Raw genomic sequence first — 20,826 nt, 5'->3', positions numbered from 1 at the left:
ATAATTGACAGATTCACTATTAGATAGCCTACATATTAATTTTGACGAACAATCTCTCTGGGTATTAAATTTTGCATTGGCCCTAGTTATGTTTGGGATAGCATTAGATATTTCGGTATCAGATTTTAAAGACTTATTAAAAAAACCAAAACCTATTTTTATTGGTGTTGTAAGCCAATTTGTAGTTTTACCTTTTGTTACCTTTTTATTAGTTGTACTTATAAAACCAGTACCAAGTATCGCTTTAGGTATGTTTATGGTTGCCGCTTGCCCTGGGGGAAATATTTCTAATTTTATAACCCATATGGCTAAAGGAAATACTGCTTTATCTGTTTGTTTAACCGCTATTGCTACCCTACTTGCCATAGTAATGACGCCATTAAACTTAGAGTTTTGGAGTTCACTTTATGGGCCAACTTCCGAGATTTTAAAGAATATTGCAATCGAACCTAGTAAGATGATACAATTGGTATTTTTACTATTAGGTGTTCCCCTTATTTTAGGGATGCTGGTAAATCACTTTTTTCCTAGTATTGCAAAGAAAGTTGCCAAAGTCTTAAAGATATTATCGCTTGTTTTTTTTGTAGCCTTAATTTTTCTCGCGCTTTACAAGAATAGAATAATTTTTATGGATTATGTTGTGTATGTTTTTTGGATAGTTGTATTTCATAATTTACTTGCTTTTTTTACCGGATTTTCCATCGCTAAAGTATTTAGGTTATCATCTGAAAATATTAGAACAATCACCATAGAAACAGGTATACAAAATTCTGGTTTGGGGCTGCTTTTAATTTTTACATTTTTTGATGGATTAGGAGGTATGGCCCTTTTGGCAGCTTTTTGGGGAATCTGGCATTTGGTGTCAGGCCTTATGTTGTCAAGTTTTTGGAGTTCAAAAACGATTATTGAAAAAGAAGAAATAGCTTGAAAAAAGTAGGATATTCCGCAATTAGGGGCTTGGTAAAATGCCTCTTACACCTGTACTTTGGTAAAATTAAAGTATATGGTATTTCTAATATCCCAAAAGATAAACCGGTTTTATTCTTGCCAAATCATCAAAATGCGTTTTTAGACACTATTTTAATTGCCACTAAATGCAATAGAAGTCCGTATTTCTTAACACGTTCTGATGTTTTTAAATCGCCTGTCCTTAAGCCTATTTTTGCTTTTTGTAAAATGATTCCGATTTTTAGAATGAGAGACGGAATAAGTTCTTTGAAACACAATCAGCAAACTTTTGATAGTTGTAGTTTACTATTAAAAGATAAAGAAGCAGTGGTTATTTTTCCTGAAGCCAATCATAATTTGGAGCGAAGGGTAAGACCATTAAGTAAAGGTTTTACAAGAATCTTATCGAATACCTTAGAAAAGTATCCAAATTTAGATATACAACTAATTCCAGTTGGGGTAAATTACAAGAATGCTGCTGATTTCCCTGATAGGGCAGCGGTTTATTATGGCAAACCTATAGCAATTCAATCCTATTATAATAAAAATGATGTTCCAGCGTCTATGAATGCTATAAAAGCTTTAGTTTCTGCTAATTTAAAAAAACTAACCACACATATTGAACCAATTGGGTACAACGAAACCTTAAATAAATTGACGGCAATTGGAGTAGATTTTTTAAAGCCTGCAGAAGTGAATAACACCATTCAGAATTTGGATCATAATGCAGATCATCTTAAAGAATCTCAAAACAAAAGACCTTCAATAAACATTCAAAGAGTTGTATTTAATTGTTTAAACCTTCCTTTAATTCTTCTATGGAACAACGTAAAATTAAAAATTAAAGAAGTAGAGTTTAAAAGCACGTTTAGGTTTGCGTTTGGCGTACTTTTTTATCCTATTTACCTTTCTTTTTTATTCGTAATAGGTGCATTACTTTATAATCCCATAGTGGCAGCTTATATTGTAATTGCAGTTTTTGGGTATAATTTAATCTTTATCAAAACAAATTAAAAGGCTATTCTTGGTAGTAAAAGAATAGCCTTATTAATTTACATAAGCTTGCTAAAATAAATAGCATTCATAAATAATTTATTTGTTCCGTACCAAAAGGCTCTAAAGTTGGTATTATCTGTAAACGCAATTACTCTACCACTTCCTAAACGTTGCACTTGAAAGGGTACACTGTTTTTTAGTAGTTTAATTTTTTCTTCAGAAATATAACCACTTAGCAAAGGATTATAAGTGTACTGTATTGGGTTATTGTAGCTGTTTTTATTTGGTTCTATATAAATATTGGTATCGCGAAAAAGTGCTAAATTCTTATTTTTATAGCCAAAATTTATAGGATGGGATCGGTCTAAATTTGCTTCAAATATAGCGCCTCCATTAACCTGAGCGCCTAAGTAATTTTGCCTTTGATCAAAACTTATATTTTTAGCTACTAAAGTGTCTTTTTTAAATTTCAGGTCTATAAATTCGTTCTTCGCCAACCATTCTGTAGTGCTACAGAAACCAATTAATGTACCGCCATTCTTAACCCAAGTTTTTAGTTTTTCAGTAACAGATTTGTCTAATCCACCATAAGAATTTGGAATTACTATAGCTGTATATCTACTTAAATCAACCCTATTTAAATATTCGGTATCTAATTTTGTAAGCTTAGTGTCATAGCGCTGATCCAATAAATGCCATATTTCTCCTGCATCATAAGAGGTAATACCGCTACCTACCAACATGGCAATCTCTTGTTTTTCTACAGTTTCAAAATCACCGCTACCCAAATCTATTCCCATGGCATGCCCTGTTCCTACAGAAGTTATGTTAATAAAACTTTCTTCGGCAATTTGAGTTAATACTTTGTAAAGTTGGTCTGAATCTAGTTTTTGATTCTGAACAGGAATTAAAATGGAGCCGTAATCATACGTTTTTCCCTCAACAGTAAAAGGTGATTTTCCAACTTTTACGCGAATTCCGTTATTTAATAATTTATTAAGGGCTTTTGGCGTGTAATATTCATTCCATTCAAATAAATAAGCATAATTAGTTTGAGTGCCAATTGTACCCTTTAATGGAGGTAATTCGGTAATTTCTGACGCTGCATTACTAAAGCTATTTAGTTCTTGATAATCAAGGTTAAACGCTAATGGAAATGTCCATCCAGAGATATCATAAAACAAACTATCTGTAAATGATGTGCGTTTTTCGAACATTGCGTTTACAAGTCTAGCATTTCTTTGATTCATCGGAATGATATAACTAGTCTCTTTTTTAAACAATTTGCCATTAGTATTCAAATCATTTGAAAGGGTGTTGAATTTTATTTTATGACGTTGTAATATTTCAGCTAAATGCCAGGCTTTTGCAGCATCTTTAGCATCACCAAATACAATTGCTTTAGTTTTATTCTTAGCGGCCTCCGTTAATGCATCTTTAAAGAAGTTTTGTTGATAAGTCAATATCTTGACGCGCATTTTTTGAGCTGCCTCAATGGTAGATAGAGCTGTGGTGAACTGATTGCGAATAGTAAAAGGAAAGGTTAGAATTCCATTATCGCTTTCTTGTATATGTCCACGTGAACTGGCTTGTTCAAATAAAATTCCAATACCACCATTTACATCTGGGAATGTGGAACCTTTTCCATAATAGTAGTCATCGTAATTTTCTTCAGAATAGTATAAAGAACCTATTTTATCTAATGCTTTCGCATGATATGTTCCAATTTCGGCTGTTAGTTCTTGATTTATCTTTGGTGTTAAAGGATGCACTCTACTTGGTTCTCCTGGTTGAAAAAAGAAGGTAGAATTGGTTCCCATTTCATGATGATCTGTTAAAATATTAGGCATCCATTTATGAAAAGTTTCAATTCTTGCTCTACTTTCTGGTAGTTGTACTGGAAGCCAATCTCTATTCATATCAAACCAATAATGATTTGTACGCCCACCTGGCCAAACTTCATGATATTCTCTATCATTACTATCAGGGTTTAAATTGTTGCTTTTGTTTGTGTTAGCCCAATATGCAAAACGTTGCAATCCATCAGGGTTAAATGATGGATCCATTAGAATAATAGTATTTTCTAAAAGTTGCTCAATTTCCGTGCCTTCAGCTGCAGCTAAATAGTATGCATAAGCCAATCCTGCATTTGCGCCACTAGGCTCATTTCCGTGAATGGAAAATCCTTGATAGACTACAATTGGCATGTTGCTTACATTGGCATTGCTTCCTGCTTGGGTTGTTAATGCTAGATGATTTTTTTGAATTTCGTCAATATTTTGATGGTTTTCAGGAGAGGTAATGGTCAATAATAACAATGGTCTGCCTTCAAATGTGGTACCTCTTTCTTCGATGGTAATTCTATTACTAGATGCCGCCAGTGTTTGCATGTAAAACATGAGTTTGTCATGCGTAACATGCCATTCTCCAACCTCATGACCAATCACATCTGCTGGTTTTGGAATATTCGGATTATATGAAATACCTTGAGGAATATAATAATCCAATGTTAAATTCTCTTGAGCTACTAACCCAAGAGTGCAACTTAAAAAGCAGAGTGTTACGAGTAGTTTTTTCATATTGGTTGTAATTAGTTTTTATAAAAATAAAAAACGACTCTTGATTATAAGAGTCGTTTTCCTTTTTTTTTTTTTTTTAGATTTCTACGATTAAATATCGTCAAAATTTACATCAGTAAAACTGTCTGTAGAAGATGTAGTTGGTATATTCTCAATTTCTTCATCTTCTTTCTTAAAATCTTTCTGATGACGCTCAGAGATTACTTCAGATCCTTTTTCGTCAATAATGTAGTCCATCATTTCATCTAAATTTTCTCTAAAAGCAGAAAAATCTTCTTTGTAAAGATAAATTTTATGTTTCTTATAATGGAATGAACCATCATCATGCGTAAACTTTTTACTTTCAGTAACTGTTAAATAATAATCTCCAGCTTTAGTACTTCTTACATCAAAAAAATACGTTCTTCGTCCAGCTCTTAGAACTTTAGAATATATCTCTTCTTGATCCATTGAATCTTTTTCCCCCATTTTAAAAAATCTATAGTTAATTATTAGTGTACTTCCAAAATTGGAAAAAAAAAGCTAATCTGACAACCTTTTTTTAGTTTTCTTTATCAATCAATTGAGCATGATAAAGATCTTTGTAATAGCCATCTATCTCTATTAGAGAGTTATGCGTGCCAATTTGTAAGATTTCACCTTCTTTTAAAATAATAATTTTATCAGCGTTTTTTGCAGAAGATACTCTATGACTTACAATTAAAGTGGTTTTATCTTTAGAGGCATTCTTTAAATTATTCAATATTTTTTCTTCTGTTTCTGTGTCTACGGCTGATAGGCAATCATCAAATAAATAAATCTTAGGGTCTTTTAATAGTGCTCTAGCTATAGATACACGTTGTTTTTGCCCGCCACTGAGGGTAATTCCGCGCTCACCTAATATAGTATCATATTTTTTATTGAAGCCCATTATGTTTTTATGAACAACTGCTTTTTTTGCAACTGCAATTATTTCTTCATCAGTAGCATTTTCTTTGCCAAATTTTATATTGCTTTTAATGGTATCAGAAAATAAGAAGGCGTCTTGTGGTACGGCACCAATTTCCGTTCTGATACTATTTAAGTTTAATTTTTTAATAGGTACATCATCTAATAGAATTTCACCAGAACTTACGTCGTATAATCTGGCTACAAGGTCTAAAATTGTCGATTTTCCAGAGCCTGTTTTTCCAATTATTGCCACTGTATCTCCTTTTTCTATTGTAAATGAAATGTTTTTTAGAGCGGTGATTTCTGTATCTTCATACGTGAAGGTTACGTTTCTAAATTCAATCTTTCCGTTTAGTGGAGTGTCTTCTAAAACATCATTTTTAATAGAAGGCGTAATACTTAAAAATTCATTTATTCTCTTTTGAGATGCCTCAGCACGTTGTACAATAGATGTTAACCAACCAATTACAGCAACAGGCCAAGTAAGCATGTTTACATAAATAACAAATTCTAAAATAACTCCAATAGAGGTAATTTCTCCATTAATATATTGTTGCCCTCCAATATAAATTACAAAAATGGTGCTGATACCTATTAGTAATACCATTAATGGAAAAAACCACGCATTTACTTTCGCAAGATCCATGCTCTTATTTTTACCTTCAATAGCTAAATCGGTTAATTCATTGTTTATTTTGTTTTCAAGGCTGTAGGCTTTTATAACCGAAATACCAGAAAAAGATTCTTGTGTAAAGGTGGATAGCTTGGATAAATATTGTTGAACAATTGTACTTCGCTTATGAATAACCTTACTTATTTTATAAATTAAAACCGATAATATAGGTAATGGAAGCAAAGTGTATACGGCTAATTTTGGGGCAGTCATAAACATTAATGGTACAATTGTGGCAAAAAGCGTAATGGTGTTTATTCCATACATTAATGCTGGTCCGGCATAATTACGGACCTCACTAACATCTTCACTGATACGATTCATTAAATCGCCCGTTCTATTTTTTTTATAGAAATTTAGACTCAATAATTGATAATGATCAAAAACTTCATTTTTTAAATCGTATTCTATAAAGCGAGACACTTTTATAATGGTTTGGCGCATTAGAAAGGTAAACAATGCTGCAAGCAAGGCCGTACCAATTATAATAAGAATATGTTGCAGTAGAATTTCTTTAGCCTCAGACTTAGAAATTAGATCACCACCATAACGTTCTAAAACTTCAATAGATTTTTTTACATACGAGGGTGTAACTAATGAAAACACTCTTGCTACAATGGTAATAAATATTCCTAAAAGTAGTTGTACGGCATACTTTTTAAAGTATTTATTAATATATTTTAATTCCTTCATATGTTAGGCAAACAGAAAAATAGTGTAATTAATTAGCGCAAAGAAGCAAAGATAATTGTTTAATATAAAAACATATGTTATTAAACTTATAAGATTATAGATTCCTTTAGGTAGTATTGAAAATATAGTTCTATTTTTGCATCTTCAAGTTTAACCAATTTAAGTTCTTTAAAAATGCTTACAAGAAGGCATGTGAGAGTAAAAGTAATGCAATGTATCTATGCATTAACCAGATCCAATGATGATTCTTTGGAAAAACAGCAGAAATTTTTAAAGTTCAGTATAGAAAATACATACGCTTTGTATCTATTACTATTGAGTCTAATAAAAGAGATTCATTTACTAGCAAAAGAGCAGGTAGAGCTGTCTTCAAATACGTACTTGACAAACACGACTGATAAATTTCCGGATAAAAGTAAATTTGTAAACAATAGTTTTCTAAATCTTATTGCTAATAACAAGGCTTTACAAGAAGAGCTTGAAATAAGAAAACTTAAGAACTGGTATTTAAATGATGAGTATGTTAAACTGCTTTATAAAGAAATTGTAAGTAGTGATATGTATTTAAAATACATGTCTAAAAAAGATTCTTCTTTTCAAGATGATAAACAATTGATAGTGGATATTTTTAAAGACATTATTGCGCCTAATGAAAAAATATATGATCACTTTGAAGATGATAGGCTTACTTGGATAGATGACCTTCCTCTAGTGAACACCTATATTTTAAAGTTATTAAAAAAGACAAAAGAAACCGCTCCAGAATCTTATTTTTTACCTTCATTAGTGAAAGATGAAGAGGATATTGAGTTTGCTAAGAGGTTATTAAGCAAAACCTTACTTACTAATGAAAAATTGGTAAAAGAGATTGAGGGGAAAACTCCAAATTGGGATAAAGACAGAATTGCAGATATAGATGCAATTCTTCTTAAAATGGCCATTTCAGAATTATTAAACTTTCCATCGATACCAGAAAGAGTAACTATTAATGAATATTTAGAATTAGCCAAAGAGTATAGTACACCTAAGAGTAGTACTTTTATTAATGGTATTTTAGATAAACTTGTTAAGGAGTACCAACAAGATGGAAAACTTAATAAAATAGGAAGAGGGTTGTTGTAAATATTGTTTATTTTTGTTCAAATTTTAAATATTTAAACTGTTATGAAAAAAATAGTTATCACGTTAAGTTTATTGGTAATGGTTGGTTTGGCGTCTTGTAAGGAAGATGCAACTAGCAAAATTAATAACTCCAATGTTGAAGTTGCTCAGCAGAGAGATGAAGCAGCAAAGAAACTACCGGTAATGTCTTTTGAAAAAGTAGAGCATGATTTTGGTACCATTGTACAAAATACACCACAAGAAACTACTTTTAAGTTTACAAATACAGGTGATGCTCCTTTAATTATTACTGATGCAAAAAGTACTTGTGGATGTACTGTGCCAGAAAGACCAACAGGACCTGTTGCTCCTGGTGAATCAGGAGAATTAGTAGTGAAGTTTAATGGATCTGGAAGTAATGCAGTAACTAAAGTTGTAACGGTAACCGCTAATACAGAAAAAGGTACAGAACAATTAAGAATTAAAGCATTTGTAACACCTATTGATGGAGCTCCAGTTGGCCCATTGAAAAAATCTTAAATATATTATGTTAGAAAAATATCCATTCCTTCCTTTAATTGCCATTTTTGTAGTATTCTACTTTTTTATGTTGGCACCTCAAAGAAAGCGCCAAAAGCAAGAGAAAAAGTTTGCGGAAGAACTTAAAAAAGGAGATAAGGTAATTACCAAAAGTGGCATGCACGGAAAAATTGTAGAGTTAAGTGATAAGGATTCTTCTTGTGTGTTGGAAACAATGGCCGGTAAAATTAAATTTGATCGCTCAGCAATTTCTATGGAAATGAGTGCTAAATTAAATGCACCAGCTGCGGCTGATAAAAAGTAATTTATACATGAAAGTATAAGAAAAAGCACCCTTAGGGGTGCTTTTTTAATTTCTGTAGGCATCGTTTAATCCTTTTCCTTCGGCTAATAAATCTAAACTTTTTAAAAGTCTACTTTGCTTTGTTTTTTCTTGTTTTGCTGAAGTAATATACTCGCAATATTCTTTTCGTTTATAAGGTGTTAGCTCTTTAAAACACTTTTTTGCTTTTAAATTATTGTTCAAGGCATTAGATAATATGTCGGGTACAATAATTTTTTCGACTTTCTTGTGCTGTGTTTTTGGTATTAAATTATTTTGTTGCAATAAAATGGCTTCATTAATGTAGCTTAGAATCAAAGGTTCATTTATTTCCTCTAAACTAGTAAATTTCCAATGCCGCATAAATTTGGTTTTTCCCTCTTGAGCGTTTTCTAAAACCTGACTAGCATCTTTTAAAAGCGATCCGTGGTAAAACCAAATGCCAAAATGGTTTTTAAATGCAAGAATTCCGATTACATTTTTGTTGTTTACTGTATATATCGGAGCACCCCATTTTAAGGTTTCTGACAGTTTTGTGGTTTTAACAATCTCACGAAGCCTTAGTAGTCCTTCTCTGAAGGGTTGTTTTTTTTGAAAATAAGCTTCAATTTTATCGGCGTCGGACATGATTTTGAGTTTTATTTGGCAGTGAGTTCACAAATTTTAACAATCACTTTAACAGCACTTTGCATGCTCTCTACTGGAATATACTCGTATTTTCCATGGAAATTATGACCACCAGCAAAGATATTAGGGCATGGTAATCCCATATAGCTTAATTGAGAGCCATCAGTTCCACCTCTTATTGGTTTTATAATGGGCTTAATTCCAAGAACTTCCATTGCATTTTTTGCAATGTCAACAATGTGCATTACAGGTGCTATTTTTTCTTTCATATTAAAATATTGATCTTTTATTTCAAGATCAATAAAGTCACCATGTTTAGCGCATAAGTTTTTTTTTATTTGATGCATTAGTGCTTTACGTGCTTCAAAATTCACTTTATCATGATCCCTAATTATCAAATCAATTTTGGCTTTTTCTATCTCACCAGAAAAATTGTGTACATGAAAAAATCCTTCTCTTCCAGTTGTCTTTTGTGGAACTTCATTTTCTGGTAAAAAAGTAATGAATTCATTAGCAATGGTAATGGCGTTTACCATTTTGCCTTTAGCATACCCAGGATGAACGCTTTTACCTGTAATATTTATAGTTGCGCTAGCTGCATTAAAATTTTCGTATTCTAGTTCTCCAATTTGACTTCCATCCATAGTGTATGCCCAATCTGCGCCAAATTTCTTTACATCAAATTTATGTGCTCCTCTTCCAATTTCTTCGTCTGGAGTAAAGCCTATTTTAATAGTACCGTGTATAATTTCGGGGTTGTTTATTAGGTATTCCATTGCAGTGACAATTTCTGTTAAACCAGCCTTGTCATCTGCGCCAAGCAAGGTTGTACCATCAGTTGTAATTATGGTTTGACCTTTGTATTGTAATAAATCATCAAAATAATCTGGAGATAAGACTATATTTTTTCCTTTATTCAGTGTAATGTCTTTTCCATCGTAGTTTTTAATGATTTGTGGATTAACATTTGTACCGGAAAAATCTGGCGAAGTATCATAGTGAGCGATAAAACCAATGATGGGGATATTACTTTTGCTAGCATTGCTAGGAAGTGTTGCCATAATATATCCATTTTCGTCAATGGAAACTTCTGGTAAGCCTATGTCTTTTAAATTATCCACTAATTTATGAGCTAAATTCCATTGTTTTGTTGTGCTAGGTGTGGTATTAGAATTGGCATCACTTTGTGTGTCAATTTTCACATAACTTAAAAATCTATCTATGATATGCTGCATCTTTTTTTGATAAAAATACAATTTGAAATTTAGTATTTTTTCTAAAGGGTATTCTTTTTTAAAAGTTTTATCAGAAAATACTATTTTCCAGCTTTGGATGAAGGTTGTGATTTTTATTTCTGAAAATGCTGTACCTGCAGTATATTTTTTTGCCAAAAAACACGTTCTTATGTCTATATTAGCTGTAAATTCTAATTCTTAGTAATGAACTTTAAATTTTTGTTATCGGTATTTATAATGACCTTTTTAAGTGTAAGTGCCATTTCTCAGACTTGTATTTTAGATATTGGGAGTAAAAATGTGGAGAATATCACCAAAACTTTTCAATTAAATAAGGAGCAAATACATTCACTAGATTCTTTGAGAACTCAGTTAATTTCGGAGAGAGATTTACAAGAAAACGAAGTTAAAAAATTGCTTGAAACCCATCCGCAGAGTACTCCAGATGAACTTTTAATTCTTGCTAAAAAGCATAAGGCACTAGAGGATAGTATGTTTGAAACTACTATTATTTATGATCAAAAGTTAATTTCGCTTTTTAATGCAAAACAATACGAACGGTATGTTTTATTGTGTACTTCGGCAAATAGAACTCCGATTTCTAAACAAGAGGAATAACGTTTATTACAGTGTTAATAAAAATAAAGTAAGGTAGTCAACTTGCTGACTGATGTTTGTATTTTTGTCTAAATTTAGCATTGGTATGTACAAACTTATTTTACGCCCAATATTTTTCTTATTTGATCCTGAAAAAGTACACTACTTCTCGTTTTTCATGATTAAACTTTTTGGAAAATTAGGACTTACTAAAATCATAAGATCTATTTATGTAATTGAGGATAAAAAACTAGAACGTGAGTTATTCGGAATTACATTTAAAAATCCAGTAGGTTTGGCCGCAGGATTTGATAAAAATGCTAAACTTTATAATGAATTATCCGATTTTGGATTTGGATTTATAGAAATAGGTACGCTAACCCCAAAGCCTCAAGATGGGAATCCTAAAAAACGTCTGTTTAGATTGGTTGATGATAAAGCTATTATCAACAGAATGGGCTTTAATAACATGGGAGTTTTAGAGGCAGTCGAAGAATTAAAGAAAGAGCATCGCGTAATTGTTGGTGGTAATATTGGTAAGAATAAAGTAACTCCTAACGACAAGGCTACATTGGATTATTTAATTTGTTTTGACGCTTTGTTTGATTCAGTAGATTATTTTGTGGTTAATGTGAGCTCACCAAATACGCCTGGTTTGCGAGAGTTGCAGGATAAGGAGCCACTTACGAAACTGCTTATTGAACTTAAAAAAGCAAATACCAAATTAGCTGCCAAAAAGCAGGTTAAAGAAAAACCTATTTTATTAAAAATTGCTCCAGATTTAACCGATAGTCAGTTGTTAGATATTATTGATATTGTGGCAGAGACAAAAATTGAAGGTATAATAGCCACAAATACCACAATAAGTCGTGATAATTTAAAATCGCATCAATTATTATTGGAGGAAGCTGGTGGAGTTAGTGGCGCTCCATTAAAGAATCGTAGTACCGAAGTGATTCGGTTTTTATCAGAAAAAAGCAATAAAGCATTTCCTATAATTGGAGTAGGGGGTATTCATTCTGCTGAAGATGCGCTTGAAAAATTGGATGCTGGAGCTGATTTAATTCAACTTTGGACAGGGTTTGTTTATGAAGGCCCTTCTTTAGTGAAGAAAATTAATAAAGCAATTTTGGAAAGGGGTTATTAATTACTCCAATAGTCAACCACTAACACATCTTCTAAATAAGGAGTAAGAATCGCTCCAAATGCTTTGTGGTCTGGATGCGGTAAATAAATATCACGGTCCGTTTCACTCTTAAAAGTCAATAAAAAGCAATGTGTAAAGCCTTTATTTAAATTTTCTGGGCTATTGTTTAAACCCCATTCATAACCTTGTATTTGTGGAATTTTATTAGGTAAATTTTTAAAGGCCTCTTCTATTTCTTTTATTTTTTCTGAAGGCGTGTTGTCTTTAAACTTGAATAAAACTACATGTCTAAGTAGACTGTCGTTTTTTTTATTTTCCATATTACTATTTTCCTTGTTGATGATTTTGTTAGAAGTGAAACTAGTAATTAATAAGGATAAAAATAGTAGTGTAAAACAAAGTTTAAATTTCATTAGTTTTGATTTTAGAATGAAAGATATGAAATAACATTGGCAATTAATTTTATTCTTACTTTTAAATCAAATTACTACTAATTACCTTCGCGTTGAACTACGAAATTCTCTTGACATTCATACTTGCTTCCGCAGCATTAGCCATTTCACCAGGGCCAGATAATATTTATGTATTGATGCAGAGTATTGTTAATGGGAAAAAGTATGGTATCGCAACGGCTTTAGGTTTAGTGTCTGGTTGTTTGGTACATACAACTTTATTAGCTTTTGGTGTTTCTGTTTTAATAAAAGAAAAGAATTTTATTTATTTAGGAATAAAAATATTTGGAGCCATGTATTTACTTTATTTGGCTTATATGGTATTTAAAAGTCCTGCTGAGATTACAATTGGCAATCAGAAAATTGAAAATAAAAGCACTGGGCAGTTGTATAAGCAAGGTTTTATAATGAATGTGTTAAACCCTAAGGTTACCATATTCTTCCTAGCTTTTTTCCCTGGTTTTTTATTTAGTAATACAATGTCTTCAGTATACCAATTTTATATACTTGGTTTTATATTTATACTAGTTTCTTTTTTAGTTTTTTACTTTATTGCTGTTATGTCCAGTGCAGTATCTTACTATATAAAATCACATAAAAATATAGGAGTAATTCTTAAATGGGTACAAATTGTGGTATTTATAGGCATTGCCATATATTTATTTTTTTCAAATAAATAATGGTAATTTTGGTGTTAAGACAAAACTATTCCTATGTCAGAGAAAGTAAAAATAATTGAATGCCCCAGAGATGCTATGCAAGGAATAAAAACCTTTATTCCTTCGGCTCAAAAGGTAAAATACATTCAATCTTTACTTGGCTGTGGTTTTGATACTATTGATATTGGTAGTTTTGTATCTCCAAAAGCAATTCCACAAATGGCAGATACGGCAGAGGTATTGTCACAATTAGATTTGTCGAAAACTAAAAGTAAATTATTGGGGATTGTTGCGAATGTTCGAGGCGCAGAAGATGCTGTTGTACAAGAGAAAATAGATTTTTTAGGATATCCATTTTCTATTTCGGAGAATTTTCAAATGCGAAATACACATAAAACTATTGCCGAGTCTGTAGACACCTTAAAGGAAATATTAGAAATTTCTGATAAAGCCAACAAAAGAGTAGTTACCTATATTTCCATGGGATTTGGTAACCCATATGGAGATCCTTGGAATGTTGAAATAGTTGGCGAATGGACCGAGAAGTTGGCAGCAATGGGTGTAGATATTTTGTCCTTATCAGATACTGTAGGAACATCAACCCCTGAGGAAATAACATATTTATTTTCTAATCTTATTCCAAAATACCCGCATATAGAATTTGGTGCACATTTGCATACCACACCAACCAAATGGCATGAGAAAATTGATGCCGCTTATAAATCGGGTTGCAGAAGATTTGATGGAGCAATTCAAGGTTTTGGCGGATGTCCTATGGCAAAAGATGATCTTACAGGAAATATGCCCACTGAAAAAATACTTTCATACTTCACTTCAGAAAAGGCAGATACCAATGTTAATTGGATGGTATTTGAGGCAGCATTTAATAAGGCTACGGATTTGTTTTCGGTCTATCATTAAATTTTTATTGCTAAAAAAAGTGTAGATTATTACTTTTTTTTAATGCGCACTAAATTTATTTAGATTTATTACAAATAAGTTTGCACGAAATATTTTTTGATATTAGATTTGCAGCTGAAAATTTTATTTAAATTCAATCTTAATAAAAATTAATAATGAAAAAAAATATTTTACTAGTACTTTGTTCAGCACTGTTATTTGTTTCTTGTGATAAAGATGATAACAATTCTGGGGATAATAGCAAAGAGATTTTAAATCCAGCATTGTATACTTTTGAAAGAGACGGTGCTTCTACAGTTAGTTTTGATGGGCAAACTACTAGAATTTTAATGGCTGGTGAAACTACGAATGCCTTTAAGGCTTTTGATACAGCAACTGAAGCTTCTATAAAAGCTATGTTCGCTCATGAAAAAGATGCAGTAGATTTTTCACTAACTGAATTAAACAGTTCTGATAAGAGCATCGAGAGTAAAGTAGCTGCTTCTTCAGATTTTTTTGCAGCAAATACCACAGAGTCTGCAATCATAAAAGGTGAATTTGCTGCGTATATCGAAGGGCAGATAAATGAAGTTTTTCCTAATAAAGACGTAGTTGCTTCCGCAGGTGTTGCAGGTCAAATTGCAGATGGTACTTCTACAAGATATATAAATGCACAAGGTTTAGAATACAATCAAATGTTCGCTAAATCATTATTAGGTGCATTAATGGTAGATCAAATTTTAAATAACTATTTGAGTACTTCTGTGTTAGATGCTGAAAATAATCGTTCAAATAATGACAATGATGTATTAGAAGCTGGTAAAACTTATACAAGCATGGAGCATAAATGGGATGAAGCTTATGGGTATATTTATGGTACTTCTGCCAACGCTGCAAATCCAAATTTAACCATTGGCTCAGATGATAAGTTCTTAAACGAGTATACAGGCCGTGTTAATGATGATTCAGATTTTGCTACCATTGCAGCTGATATATTTGAAGCTTTTAAATTAGGTAGAGCTGCTATTGTTGCTAAAAATTATAATGTTCGTGATGAACAAGCAGAAATAATTCGCGAAAATATTTCTAAGGTTATTGCTGTTAGAGGTATATACTACCTTCAACAAGCTAAAACTAAAATTGAGAACGACCAAATAACTGGTTCTTTTCATGCATTGTCTGAGGCTTATGGTTTTATTTACAGCCTTAGATTTACAAGAAAACCAGGAACAACTAGTCCATATTTTAGCAAACAAGAAGTGGATGGATTACTTTCGCAACTTTTAGGCGATGGAGCAAATGGTCTTTGGGATTTAAAGGCAACTACCATTGATAGTATTTCAGCGGCAATTGCAGCGAAATTTGATTTTACTGTTGCTCAAGCAGCGAGTGTAGAATAAAAAAGTAGAATACATAAAATACAAAGCCTTATTTCATTAAATAAGGCTTGATGTTACAAAATGTTAGTATGAAAAGAACAAAAGTATTAGGATTTATCTTTTTGAGTTTAATAGTATTTGCTTGTTCAACAAGTGATAATGGAGGTGGAACCTCAGAAGTTGAGGATAATTTCAACCGGAGTGCAATGCTTGTAAATTGGGCAGATAATATTATTATTCCTGCGCATAACGCATTTAATATAGAGGTTGCGGCCATGGTTCAGGCATCTACGGTATTCACAGAATCCCCATCAGAAGTAAATTTGCAAAGTTTACGTAGTGCATGGAAAAATGCCTATTTGGCTTTTCAAAGTGTGTCTATGTTTGAAATTGGTAAAGCAGAAGAACTAAACTTTAGAAATAGGTTAAACGTATATCCTACAGACGTTCAAAAAATAGAAGAAAATGTAGCAAGTAATACCTATAACTTTTCATTACCATCAAATATTGCTATACAAGGTTTCCCGGCTATTGATTATATGATAAATGGTTTGGCGGAGACCGATGCTGAAATTGTAGCTTATTATAATTCAGATGCTACAACGGGCTATAACGGTTATTTAAATAAACTTACAACTACAATTTTAGAGTTGTCTACAACAGTTTTAAATGATTGGGAAGGTAGTTATAGAAATAGTTTTGTGGCTGCCACAAGTTCTTCAGCTACTGGCTCTGTAGATAAGTTGGTTAATGATTTTCTTTTTTACTACGAAAAATCGTTAAGAGCTGGAAAAATTGGCATTCCTGCAGGAGTTTTTTCTGCAGATCCATTACCAGAAAAAGTTGAAGCTTTTTATAGTAAAGAAATTGGAAAAGATTTATTATTAGCTGCAATTACAGCCTCTAAAGATTTTTTTAATGGTAAAAGTTTTACTTCAACGACAGAAGGAGAAAGTCTAAAATCTTATTTAGATTTTTTAAATACTATAAAGAATGGTGACGATTTAAGTGCGCTAATAAATAATCAATTCAATGTTTCAAAGTCAAAAGCAGAGGAGTTGTTGAATGATTTGGCACTTCAAGTTACTACAGATAATTCTAAAATGACCGCTACTTACGATGAATTGCAGCGCAATGTTATTTTACTTAAGGTAGATATGTTGCAGGCGCTAAGTATTAATGTGGATTTTGTTGATGCTGACGGAGATTAATAGGTATGAATTTCAATGCTTATTTAAATAAAGAAACTAAGGCCGCTAATTTAGCGGTCTTTCGTGTTTTATTTGGATTGATGATGTTTTTTAGTACTCTTCGGTTTTTGAGTTATGGTTGGGTAGATAAATTATATATTCAACCTAAATTATTTTTTTCTTATTATGGTTTTGAATGGATTAGGCCATTAGGCGTTTATACTTACGCCTTATTCATTATTTGTTTAATAAGTTCGTTTCTAATTGCAATAGGGTATAAATACAGATATAGTATCATCATCTTTTTTTTATGTTTTACCTATATCGAATTGATGGATAAAACCACATATCTTAATCATTATTATTTTGTGAGCTGTCTTAGTTTTCTAATGATTTTTTTGCCTGCAAATGGGAGATTTTCTTTAGATGCCTATCTAGATAACTCAATTAACCAAGAGTATATTCCCAAGTGGAATGTAGATGGTATAAAAGTAATGCTATTCATAGTATATTTTTATGCAGGTTTAGCGAAATTAAATAGTGACTGGTTGGTAGACGCTATGCCCCTTAAAATATGGTTGCCTTCAAATTATGATTTACCCATTTTAGGAAATCTATTGCAAAAAGAATGGGTGCATTATGCCTTTAGTTGGGGAGGAGCATTATATGATTTGATGATACCATTTCTGTTACTATATAAACCCACACGTTGGTTTGGTTTCTTCCTGGTAGTGGTTTTTCATTTACTTACAAGTATTTTGTTTCCGATAGGTGTATTTCCTTTTGTCATGATTGTAAGCGCTTTAATTTTTTTTGATAGTAGTTTTCACGAAAAGTTAATTGCAAAGACTTCAAAACTTTTAAAATTAAAACCACTGGATAATATAACAGCTAAACAAAAAACAACTAGTAAAATTCCGCTGTTTATAATAGGGCTATTTCTTTTAATACAATTACTTTTGCCATGGCGTTATTTACTTTATAAAAATGAACTTTTCTGGACAGAAGAAGGGTATCGTTTTTCATGGCGAGTAATGTTAATGGAAAAAGCAGGCTATGCTCAATTTAAGGTTGTTGACAAGACTAGTGGAAAGTCATTTTTAATTAATAATAATGATTTTTTAACATCTTTTCAGGAAAAGCAAATGAGTACGCAACCCGATTTTATTTTGCAATACGCTCACTATTTAGCAGATCATTTTTCGAAAAATGGTAAAAAGGATATTGCGGTTTATGTAGAAAGTTACGTTGCTTTAAATGGAAGATTGAGCCAGCCTTATGTAGATCCTAATGTGGATTTGGCAAAAGAAAAAGATTCTTTTGCACCAAAAAAATGGATACTTAGTTTTAATGATGAAATTAAAGGACTTTAAAATAATTTTAGGCATAGTTTTTTTGTTGCTTGCTTCTACAGCACAAAGCCAATGGACTATTTCAGGTACAATTACTAGCGCAGATTCTTTAGAGCCTGTTGCTAATGCTGAAGTGTATATTTACGAACTCTCTAAAAAAGTAGTAAGCGAGGCAGATGGAACTTTTCAGTTTAATGATGTTAAACCTGGCAATTATAAATTAGTGGTGTTTTCATATGAATATGCGATTTCTGAGCAAAATTTAAATGTTACTGATAATACTACTATATCTATCGCATTAGAAGCACTAGGAGAGCATTTATCAGAAGTTGTTCTGGTGGCAAGAAAGGAAAAAATATTTGCTTTAAATAAGCTAAAAGCGGTAGAAGGCACCTCCATATACGAAGGTAAAAAAAGTGAAGTAGTTCTTGTTGATAATTTAACAATAAACCTGGCTAGTGGTACGGCAAGACAGTTGTATGCACAGGTTGCAGGATTAAATATTTACGAGAATAATGATGCTGGCTTACAATTAAATATTGGCGGTAGAGGTTTGGATCCAAACAGAACAGCTAGTTTTAATACCAGGCAAAATGGATACGATATTTCTGCCGATGTGCTTGGATATCCAGAAAGCTATTATACACCACCAGCAGAGGGTTTAGATAGGATCGAGGTTATTAGAGGGGCAGCATCATTGCAATACGGAACACAATTTGGAGGTTTGGTTAATTTTAAAATGAAACAGCCAAATTCAGAGAAAAAAATAGAATGGATTACAAGGCAAACATTGGGTTCTAACAATTTGATAACCAACTTTAGCAGCCTAAGTGGAACGGTAGGTAAAACGCAATATTACGCTTTTTATAATTTTAAAACAGGAGATGGGTTTAGACCAAATTCAGAATTCGATTCTTATAATGGTTATGCACACGTAAATCATAATTTTTCAGATAGGACCAAAGTTTCATTCGAGTTTAGTTATTTAAATTATTTGGCGCATCAACCAGGTGGCTTAACAGATCAACAATTTGAAGATGATCCAACTTTTAGCAATAGAACAAGAAATTGGTTTAACGTAGATTGGAAATTATATTCTATGAAATTAGATCATTCACTATCTGATAAAACTGATTTTAGTTTAAACTTATTTGCATTAGATGCTTTTAGAAAATCAGTTGGTTTTAGAGAAAATAGAGTTTCACAAGAAGATGATTTAACTGCTCCTAGAGAACTAATAGTTGGTAATTTTAATAACTGGGGAGCCGAAGCAAGAGTATTGACCCGTTATAGTATATTGGATGCGAACCATGTGTTTTTAATTGGCTCAAAATACTATCAATCAAAAAATTCAGAACGCCAAGGACCGGGAACAAATGGTGCTGATGCCGATTTTAGTTTTGCCGATAATGACTACCCAAATTATTCAAGACAAAGCGATTTTGAATTTCCTAACTTGAATTTAGCGTTGTTTGCTGAAAATATTTTTAATGTAACAGATCATTTATCAATTACTCCAGGGGCTCGTTTTGAATATATTAAAACAGAAAGTAAAGGAGAATACAAGCAAATAAATTTGGATAATGCAGGTAATCCAATTCTAAATGTAGACATACCTGATAATCGAGATTTTGCCAGACAATTTGTTTTATTAGGTGTTGGCATAAGTTATAAACCTTTAAATTATTTGGAGTTATACGGAAATTTTAGTCAAAATTATAGATCGGTAACCTTCAATGATATCCGTATAAATAATCCATCCTTGGTAATAGACCCTAATATTTCAGATGAAAGTGGGTATACATTTGATCTTGGTGCTAGAGGTAGATTGGGTAATGTACTATCGTATGACTTAGGAGGGTTTTTATTGCGATATGATAATCGTTTAGGAGTTGTTTTAAGAGCGGTGAGCGATATTCAACAAGAACAATTTAGAGGTAACATAGGAGATGCTGTTACCTATGGATTTGAAAGTTTTATAGATTTTAATTTATGGAAAACAATTTCTAATAATGAAAATGGGAAACTTAACCTCTTTGTAAATTTGGCTTTAACTGATAGTGAGTATATTTCTTCTGAAGAAAACAATATAGAAGGGAATAAAGTAGAATTTATTCCAAATGTTAATCTAAAAACAGGCTTGAGTTTTGGATACAAAAACCTATTGGGAAGTTTGCAGTATACCTATTTAGGTAGTCAGTATACCGATGCTACTAATTCTCCAAGAGATTTTGATAGTCAAAGTGGTATTGTTGGAGAAATACCAGCTTATGATATTTTAGATCTTTCTTTTTCATATTCTTTTTCGTATTTTAAATTAGAAGCAGGAATAAACAATCTTTTAGATAAAAACTATTTTACTCGTAGAGCTACAGGCTATCCAGGCCCTGGAATTTTGCCATCACAAACAAGAACGTTTTATACAACATTACAGTTTAAATTATAAATTTTTTAAATTTAGTATCATCGAGTAAATCAAATCATCATATATTTTTAGCGTCAAGGA

General features: G+C 31.9%; 19 protein-coding genes. 13 read left to right on the top strand and 6 right to left on the bottom strand.

Annotated elements, in window-relative coordinates; genetic code table 11:
- The first annotated feature begins 4 nt into the window (after positions 1–4).
- Together B8963_RS09815 and B8963_RS09810 are read left to right on the top strand one after the other, a co-directional pair.
- Positions 5–928, top strand: coding sequence for a bile acid:sodium symporter family protein (locus B8963_RS09815; RefSeq protein ID WP_084061351.1), 924 nt, complete (start codon positions 5–7; stop codon positions 926–928).
- Positions 925–1,962, top strand: coding sequence for a lysophospholipid acyltransferase family protein (locus B8963_RS09810; RefSeq protein ID WP_084061350.1), 1,038 nt, complete (start codon positions 925–927; stop codon positions 1,960–1,962). Before B8963_RS09815 ends, B8963_RS09810 begins: the two co-directional genes overlap by 4 nt.
- A 38-nt stretch (positions 1,963–2,000) precedes the next feature.
- Here the strand turns inward: B8963_RS09810 and B8963_RS09805 are convergent, their stop codons facing one another.
- From B8963_RS09805 to B8963_RS09795, 3 genes are all read right to left on the bottom strand, one after another.
- Positions 2,001–4,523, bottom strand: a complete 2,523-nt coding sequence (locus B8963_RS09805; protein ID WP_084061349.1) for a M14 family metallopeptidase — start codon at positions 4,521–4,523, stop codon at positions 2,001–2,003.
- A 90-nt stretch (positions 4,524–4,613) separates the two neighbouring features.
- Positions 4,614–4,991 carry a PUR family DNA/RNA-binding protein gene (locus B8963_RS09800; RefSeq protein WP_084061348.1) on the bottom strand — a complete coding sequence of 126 codons (378 nt, stop codon included), beginning with the start codon at positions 4,989–4,991 and terminating at the stop codon, positions 4,614–4,616.
- 73 nt (positions 4,992–5,064) lie between these two features.
- On the bottom strand, positions 5,065–6,819 hold the full coding sequence (locus B8963_RS09795; protein ID WP_084061347.1) for an ABC transporter ATP-binding protein: 1,755 nt from the start codon (positions 6,817–6,819) through the stop codon (positions 5,065–5,067).
- 174 nt (positions 6,820–6,993) lie between these two features.
- Between B8963_RS09795 and nusB the strand changes: the two genes are divergently transcribed.
- From nusB to yajC, 3 genes are read left to right on the top strand one after another with little or no spacing between them, the layout of a single operon-like run.
- Positions 6,994–7,941 (top strand): transcription antitermination factor NusB, encoded by a 948-nt coding sequence (gene nusB, locus B8963_RS09790; protein WP_084061346.1) that lies wholly within the window; start codon positions 6,994–6,996, stop codon positions 7,939–7,941.
- A gap of 42 nt (positions 7,942–7,983) precedes the next feature.
- Positions 7,984–8,460, top strand: a complete 477-nt coding sequence (locus tag B8963_RS09785) for a DUF1573 domain-containing protein (protein ID WP_084061345.1) — start codon at positions 7,984–7,986, stop codon at positions 8,458–8,460.
- Between the two features lie 7 nt (positions 8,461–8,467).
- Positions 8,468–8,764, top strand: coding sequence for a preprotein translocase subunit YajC (gene yajC, locus B8963_RS09780; RefSeq protein WP_084061344.1), 297 nt, complete (start codon positions 8,468–8,470; stop codon positions 8,762–8,764).
- A 45-nt stretch (positions 8,765–8,809) separates the two neighbouring features.
- On the opposite strand, the gene B8963_RS09775 is transcribed toward yajC, so the two are convergent.
- Together B8963_RS09775 and pepT are read right to left on the bottom strand one after the other, a co-directional pair.
- Positions 8,810–9,409 (bottom strand): YdeI/OmpD-associated family protein, encoded by a 600-nt coding sequence (locus tag B8963_RS09775; RefSeq protein ID WP_084061343.1) that lies wholly within the window; start codon positions 9,407–9,409, stop codon positions 8,810–8,812.
- An 11-nt stretch (positions 9,410–9,420) separates the two neighbouring features.
- A complete protein-coding gene (gene pepT, locus B8963_RS09770; protein WP_084061664.1) occupies positions 9,421–10,644 on the bottom strand; it encodes a peptidase T in 1,224 nt (407 codons plus the stop codon).
- Positions 10,645–10,848: 204 nt separating this feature from the next.
- Between pepT and B8963_RS09765 the strand changes: the two genes are divergently transcribed.
- The gene (locus tag B8963_RS09765; RefSeq protein WP_143312507.1) at positions 10,849–11,262 is read left to right on the top strand and encodes a hypothetical protein; all 414 of its coding nucleotides are present in this window, start codon (positions 10,849–10,851) and stop codon (positions 11,260–11,262) included.
- Between the two features lie 85 nt (positions 11,263–11,347).
- A complete protein-coding gene (locus B8963_RS09760; protein ID WP_084061341.1) occupies positions 11,348–12,388 on the top strand; it encodes a quinone-dependent dihydroorotate dehydrogenase in 1,041 nt (346 codons plus the stop codon).
- Here the strand turns inward: B8963_RS09760 and B8963_RS09755 are convergent.
- Positions 12,385–12,801 carry a Dabb family protein gene (locus B8963_RS09755; RefSeq protein ID WP_084061340.1) on the bottom strand — a complete coding sequence of 139 codons (417 nt, stop codon included), beginning with the start codon at positions 12,799–12,801 and terminating at the stop codon, positions 12,385–12,387. The two genes, B8963_RS09760 and B8963_RS09755, sit on opposite strands and share 4 nt — an antisense overlap.
- 92 nt (positions 12,802–12,893) lie before the next feature.
- Between B8963_RS09755 and B8963_RS09750 the strand changes: the two genes are divergently transcribed.
- The 6 genes from B8963_RS09750 (at position 12,894) to B8963_RS09725 (ending at position 20,766) form a co-directional block, all read left to right on the top strand.
- Complete coding sequence (locus B8963_RS09750; RefSeq protein WP_084061339.1) at positions 12,894–13,520, top strand: LysE family translocator; 627 nt, start codon at positions 12,894–12,896, stop codon at positions 13,518–13,520.
- 33 nt (positions 13,521–13,553) lie between these two features.
- On the top strand, positions 13,554–14,420 hold the full coding sequence (locus B8963_RS09745) for a hydroxymethylglutaryl-CoA lyase (protein WP_084061338.1): 867 nt from the start codon (positions 13,554–13,556) through the stop codon (positions 14,418–14,420).
- A gap of 155 nt (positions 14,421–14,575) precedes the next feature.
- Positions 14,576–15,799 carry a DUF4856 domain-containing protein gene (locus B8963_RS09740; RefSeq protein WP_084061337.1) on the top strand — a complete coding sequence of 408 codons (1,224 nt, stop codon included), beginning with the start codon at positions 14,576–14,578 and terminating at the stop codon, positions 15,797–15,799.
- 68 nt (positions 15,800–15,867) lie between these two features.
- Positions 15,868–16,989: an imelysin family protein gene (locus B8963_RS09735; RefSeq protein ID WP_084061663.1), complete on the top strand. Its 1,122-nt coding sequence runs from the start codon at positions 15,868–15,870 to the stop codon at positions 16,987–16,989.
- Positions 16,990–16,994: 5 nt separating this feature from the next.
- On the top strand, positions 16,995–18,341 hold the full coding sequence (locus B8963_RS09730) for an HTTM domain-containing protein (RefSeq protein WP_084061336.1): 1,347 nt from the start codon (positions 16,995–16,997) through the stop codon (positions 18,339–18,341).
- Complete coding sequence (locus B8963_RS09725; protein ID WP_084061335.1) at positions 18,322–20,766, top strand: TonB-dependent receptor; 2,445 nt, start codon at positions 18,322–18,324, stop codon at positions 20,764–20,766. The genes B8963_RS09730 and B8963_RS09725 overlap by 20 nt, the downstream gene beginning before the upstream one ends.
- The last annotated feature ends 60 nt before the right edge of the window (positions 20,767–20,826 follow it).

It is taken from the genome of Cellulophaga tyrosinoxydans, assembly GCF_900176415.1.
GTDB lineage: Bacteria > Bacteroidota > Bacteroidia > Flavobacteriales > Flavobacteriaceae > Cellulophaga > Cellulophaga tyrosinoxydans.
The sequence above is the reverse complement of the archived record's forward strand: the minus strand, read 5'-3'. Positions and strand labels throughout refer to the sequence as shown.

Bases quoted from the DNA above. Each gene is read 5' to 3' on its own strand.
- B8963_RS09805 (WP_084061349.1), bottom strand. From the start codon at position 4,523: ATGAAAAAACTACTCGTAACACTCTGCTTTTTAAGTTGCACTCTTGGG.
- B8963_RS09800 (WP_084061348.1), bottom strand. From the start codon at position 4,991: ATGGGGGAAAAAGATTCAATGGATCAAGAAGAGATATATTCTAAAGTT.
- B8963_RS09795 (WP_084061347.1), bottom strand. From the start codon at position 6,819: ATGAAGGAATTAAAATATATTAATAAATACTTTAAAAAGTATGCCGTA.
- nusB (WP_084061346.1), top strand. From the start codon at position 6,994: ATGCTTACAAGAAGGCATGTGAGAGTAAAAGTAATGCAATGTATCTAT.
- B8963_RS09785 (WP_084061345.1), top strand. From the start codon at position 7,984: ATGAAAAAAATAGTTATCACGTTAAGTTTATTGGTAATGGTTGGTTTG.
- yajC (WP_084061344.1), top strand. From the start codon at position 8,468: ATGTTAGAAAAATATCCATTCCTTCCTTTAATTGCCATTTTTGTAGTA.
- B8963_RS09775 (WP_084061343.1), bottom strand. From the start codon at position 9,409: ATGTCCGACGCCGATAAAATTGAAGCTTATTTTCAAAAAAAACAACCC.
- pepT (WP_084061664.1), bottom strand. From the start codon at position 10,644: ATGCAGCATATCATAGATAGATTTTTAAGTTATGTGAAAATTGACACA.
- B8963_RS09765 (WP_143312507.1), top strand. From the start codon at position 10,849: ATGAACTTTAAATTTTTGTTATCGGTATTTATAATGACCTTTTTAAGT.
- B8963_RS09760 (WP_084061341.1), top strand. From the start codon at position 11,348: ATGTACAAACTTATTTTACGCCCAATATTTTTCTTATTTGATCCTGAA.
- B8963_RS09755 (WP_084061340.1), bottom strand. From the start codon at position 12,801: ATGAAATTTAAACTTTGTTTTACACTACTATTTTTATCCTTATTAATT.
- B8963_RS09745 (WP_084061338.1), top strand. From the start codon at position 13,554: ATGTCAGAGAAAGTAAAAATAATTGAATGCCCCAGAGATGCTATGCAA.
- B8963_RS09740 (WP_084061337.1), top strand. From the start codon at position 14,576: ATGAAAAAAAATATTTTACTAGTACTTTGTTCAGCACTGTTATTTGTT.
- B8963_RS09735 (WP_084061663.1), top strand. From the start codon at position 15,868: ATGAAAAGAACAAAAGTATTAGGATTTATCTTTTTGAGTTTAATAGTA.
- B8963_RS09730 (WP_084061336.1), top strand. From the start codon at position 16,995: ATGAATTTCAATGCTTATTTAAATAAAGAAACTAAGGCCGCTAATTTA.
- B8963_RS09725 (WP_084061335.1), top strand. From the start codon at position 18,322: ATGAAATTAAAGGACTTTAAAATAATTTTAGGCATAGTTTTTTTGTTG.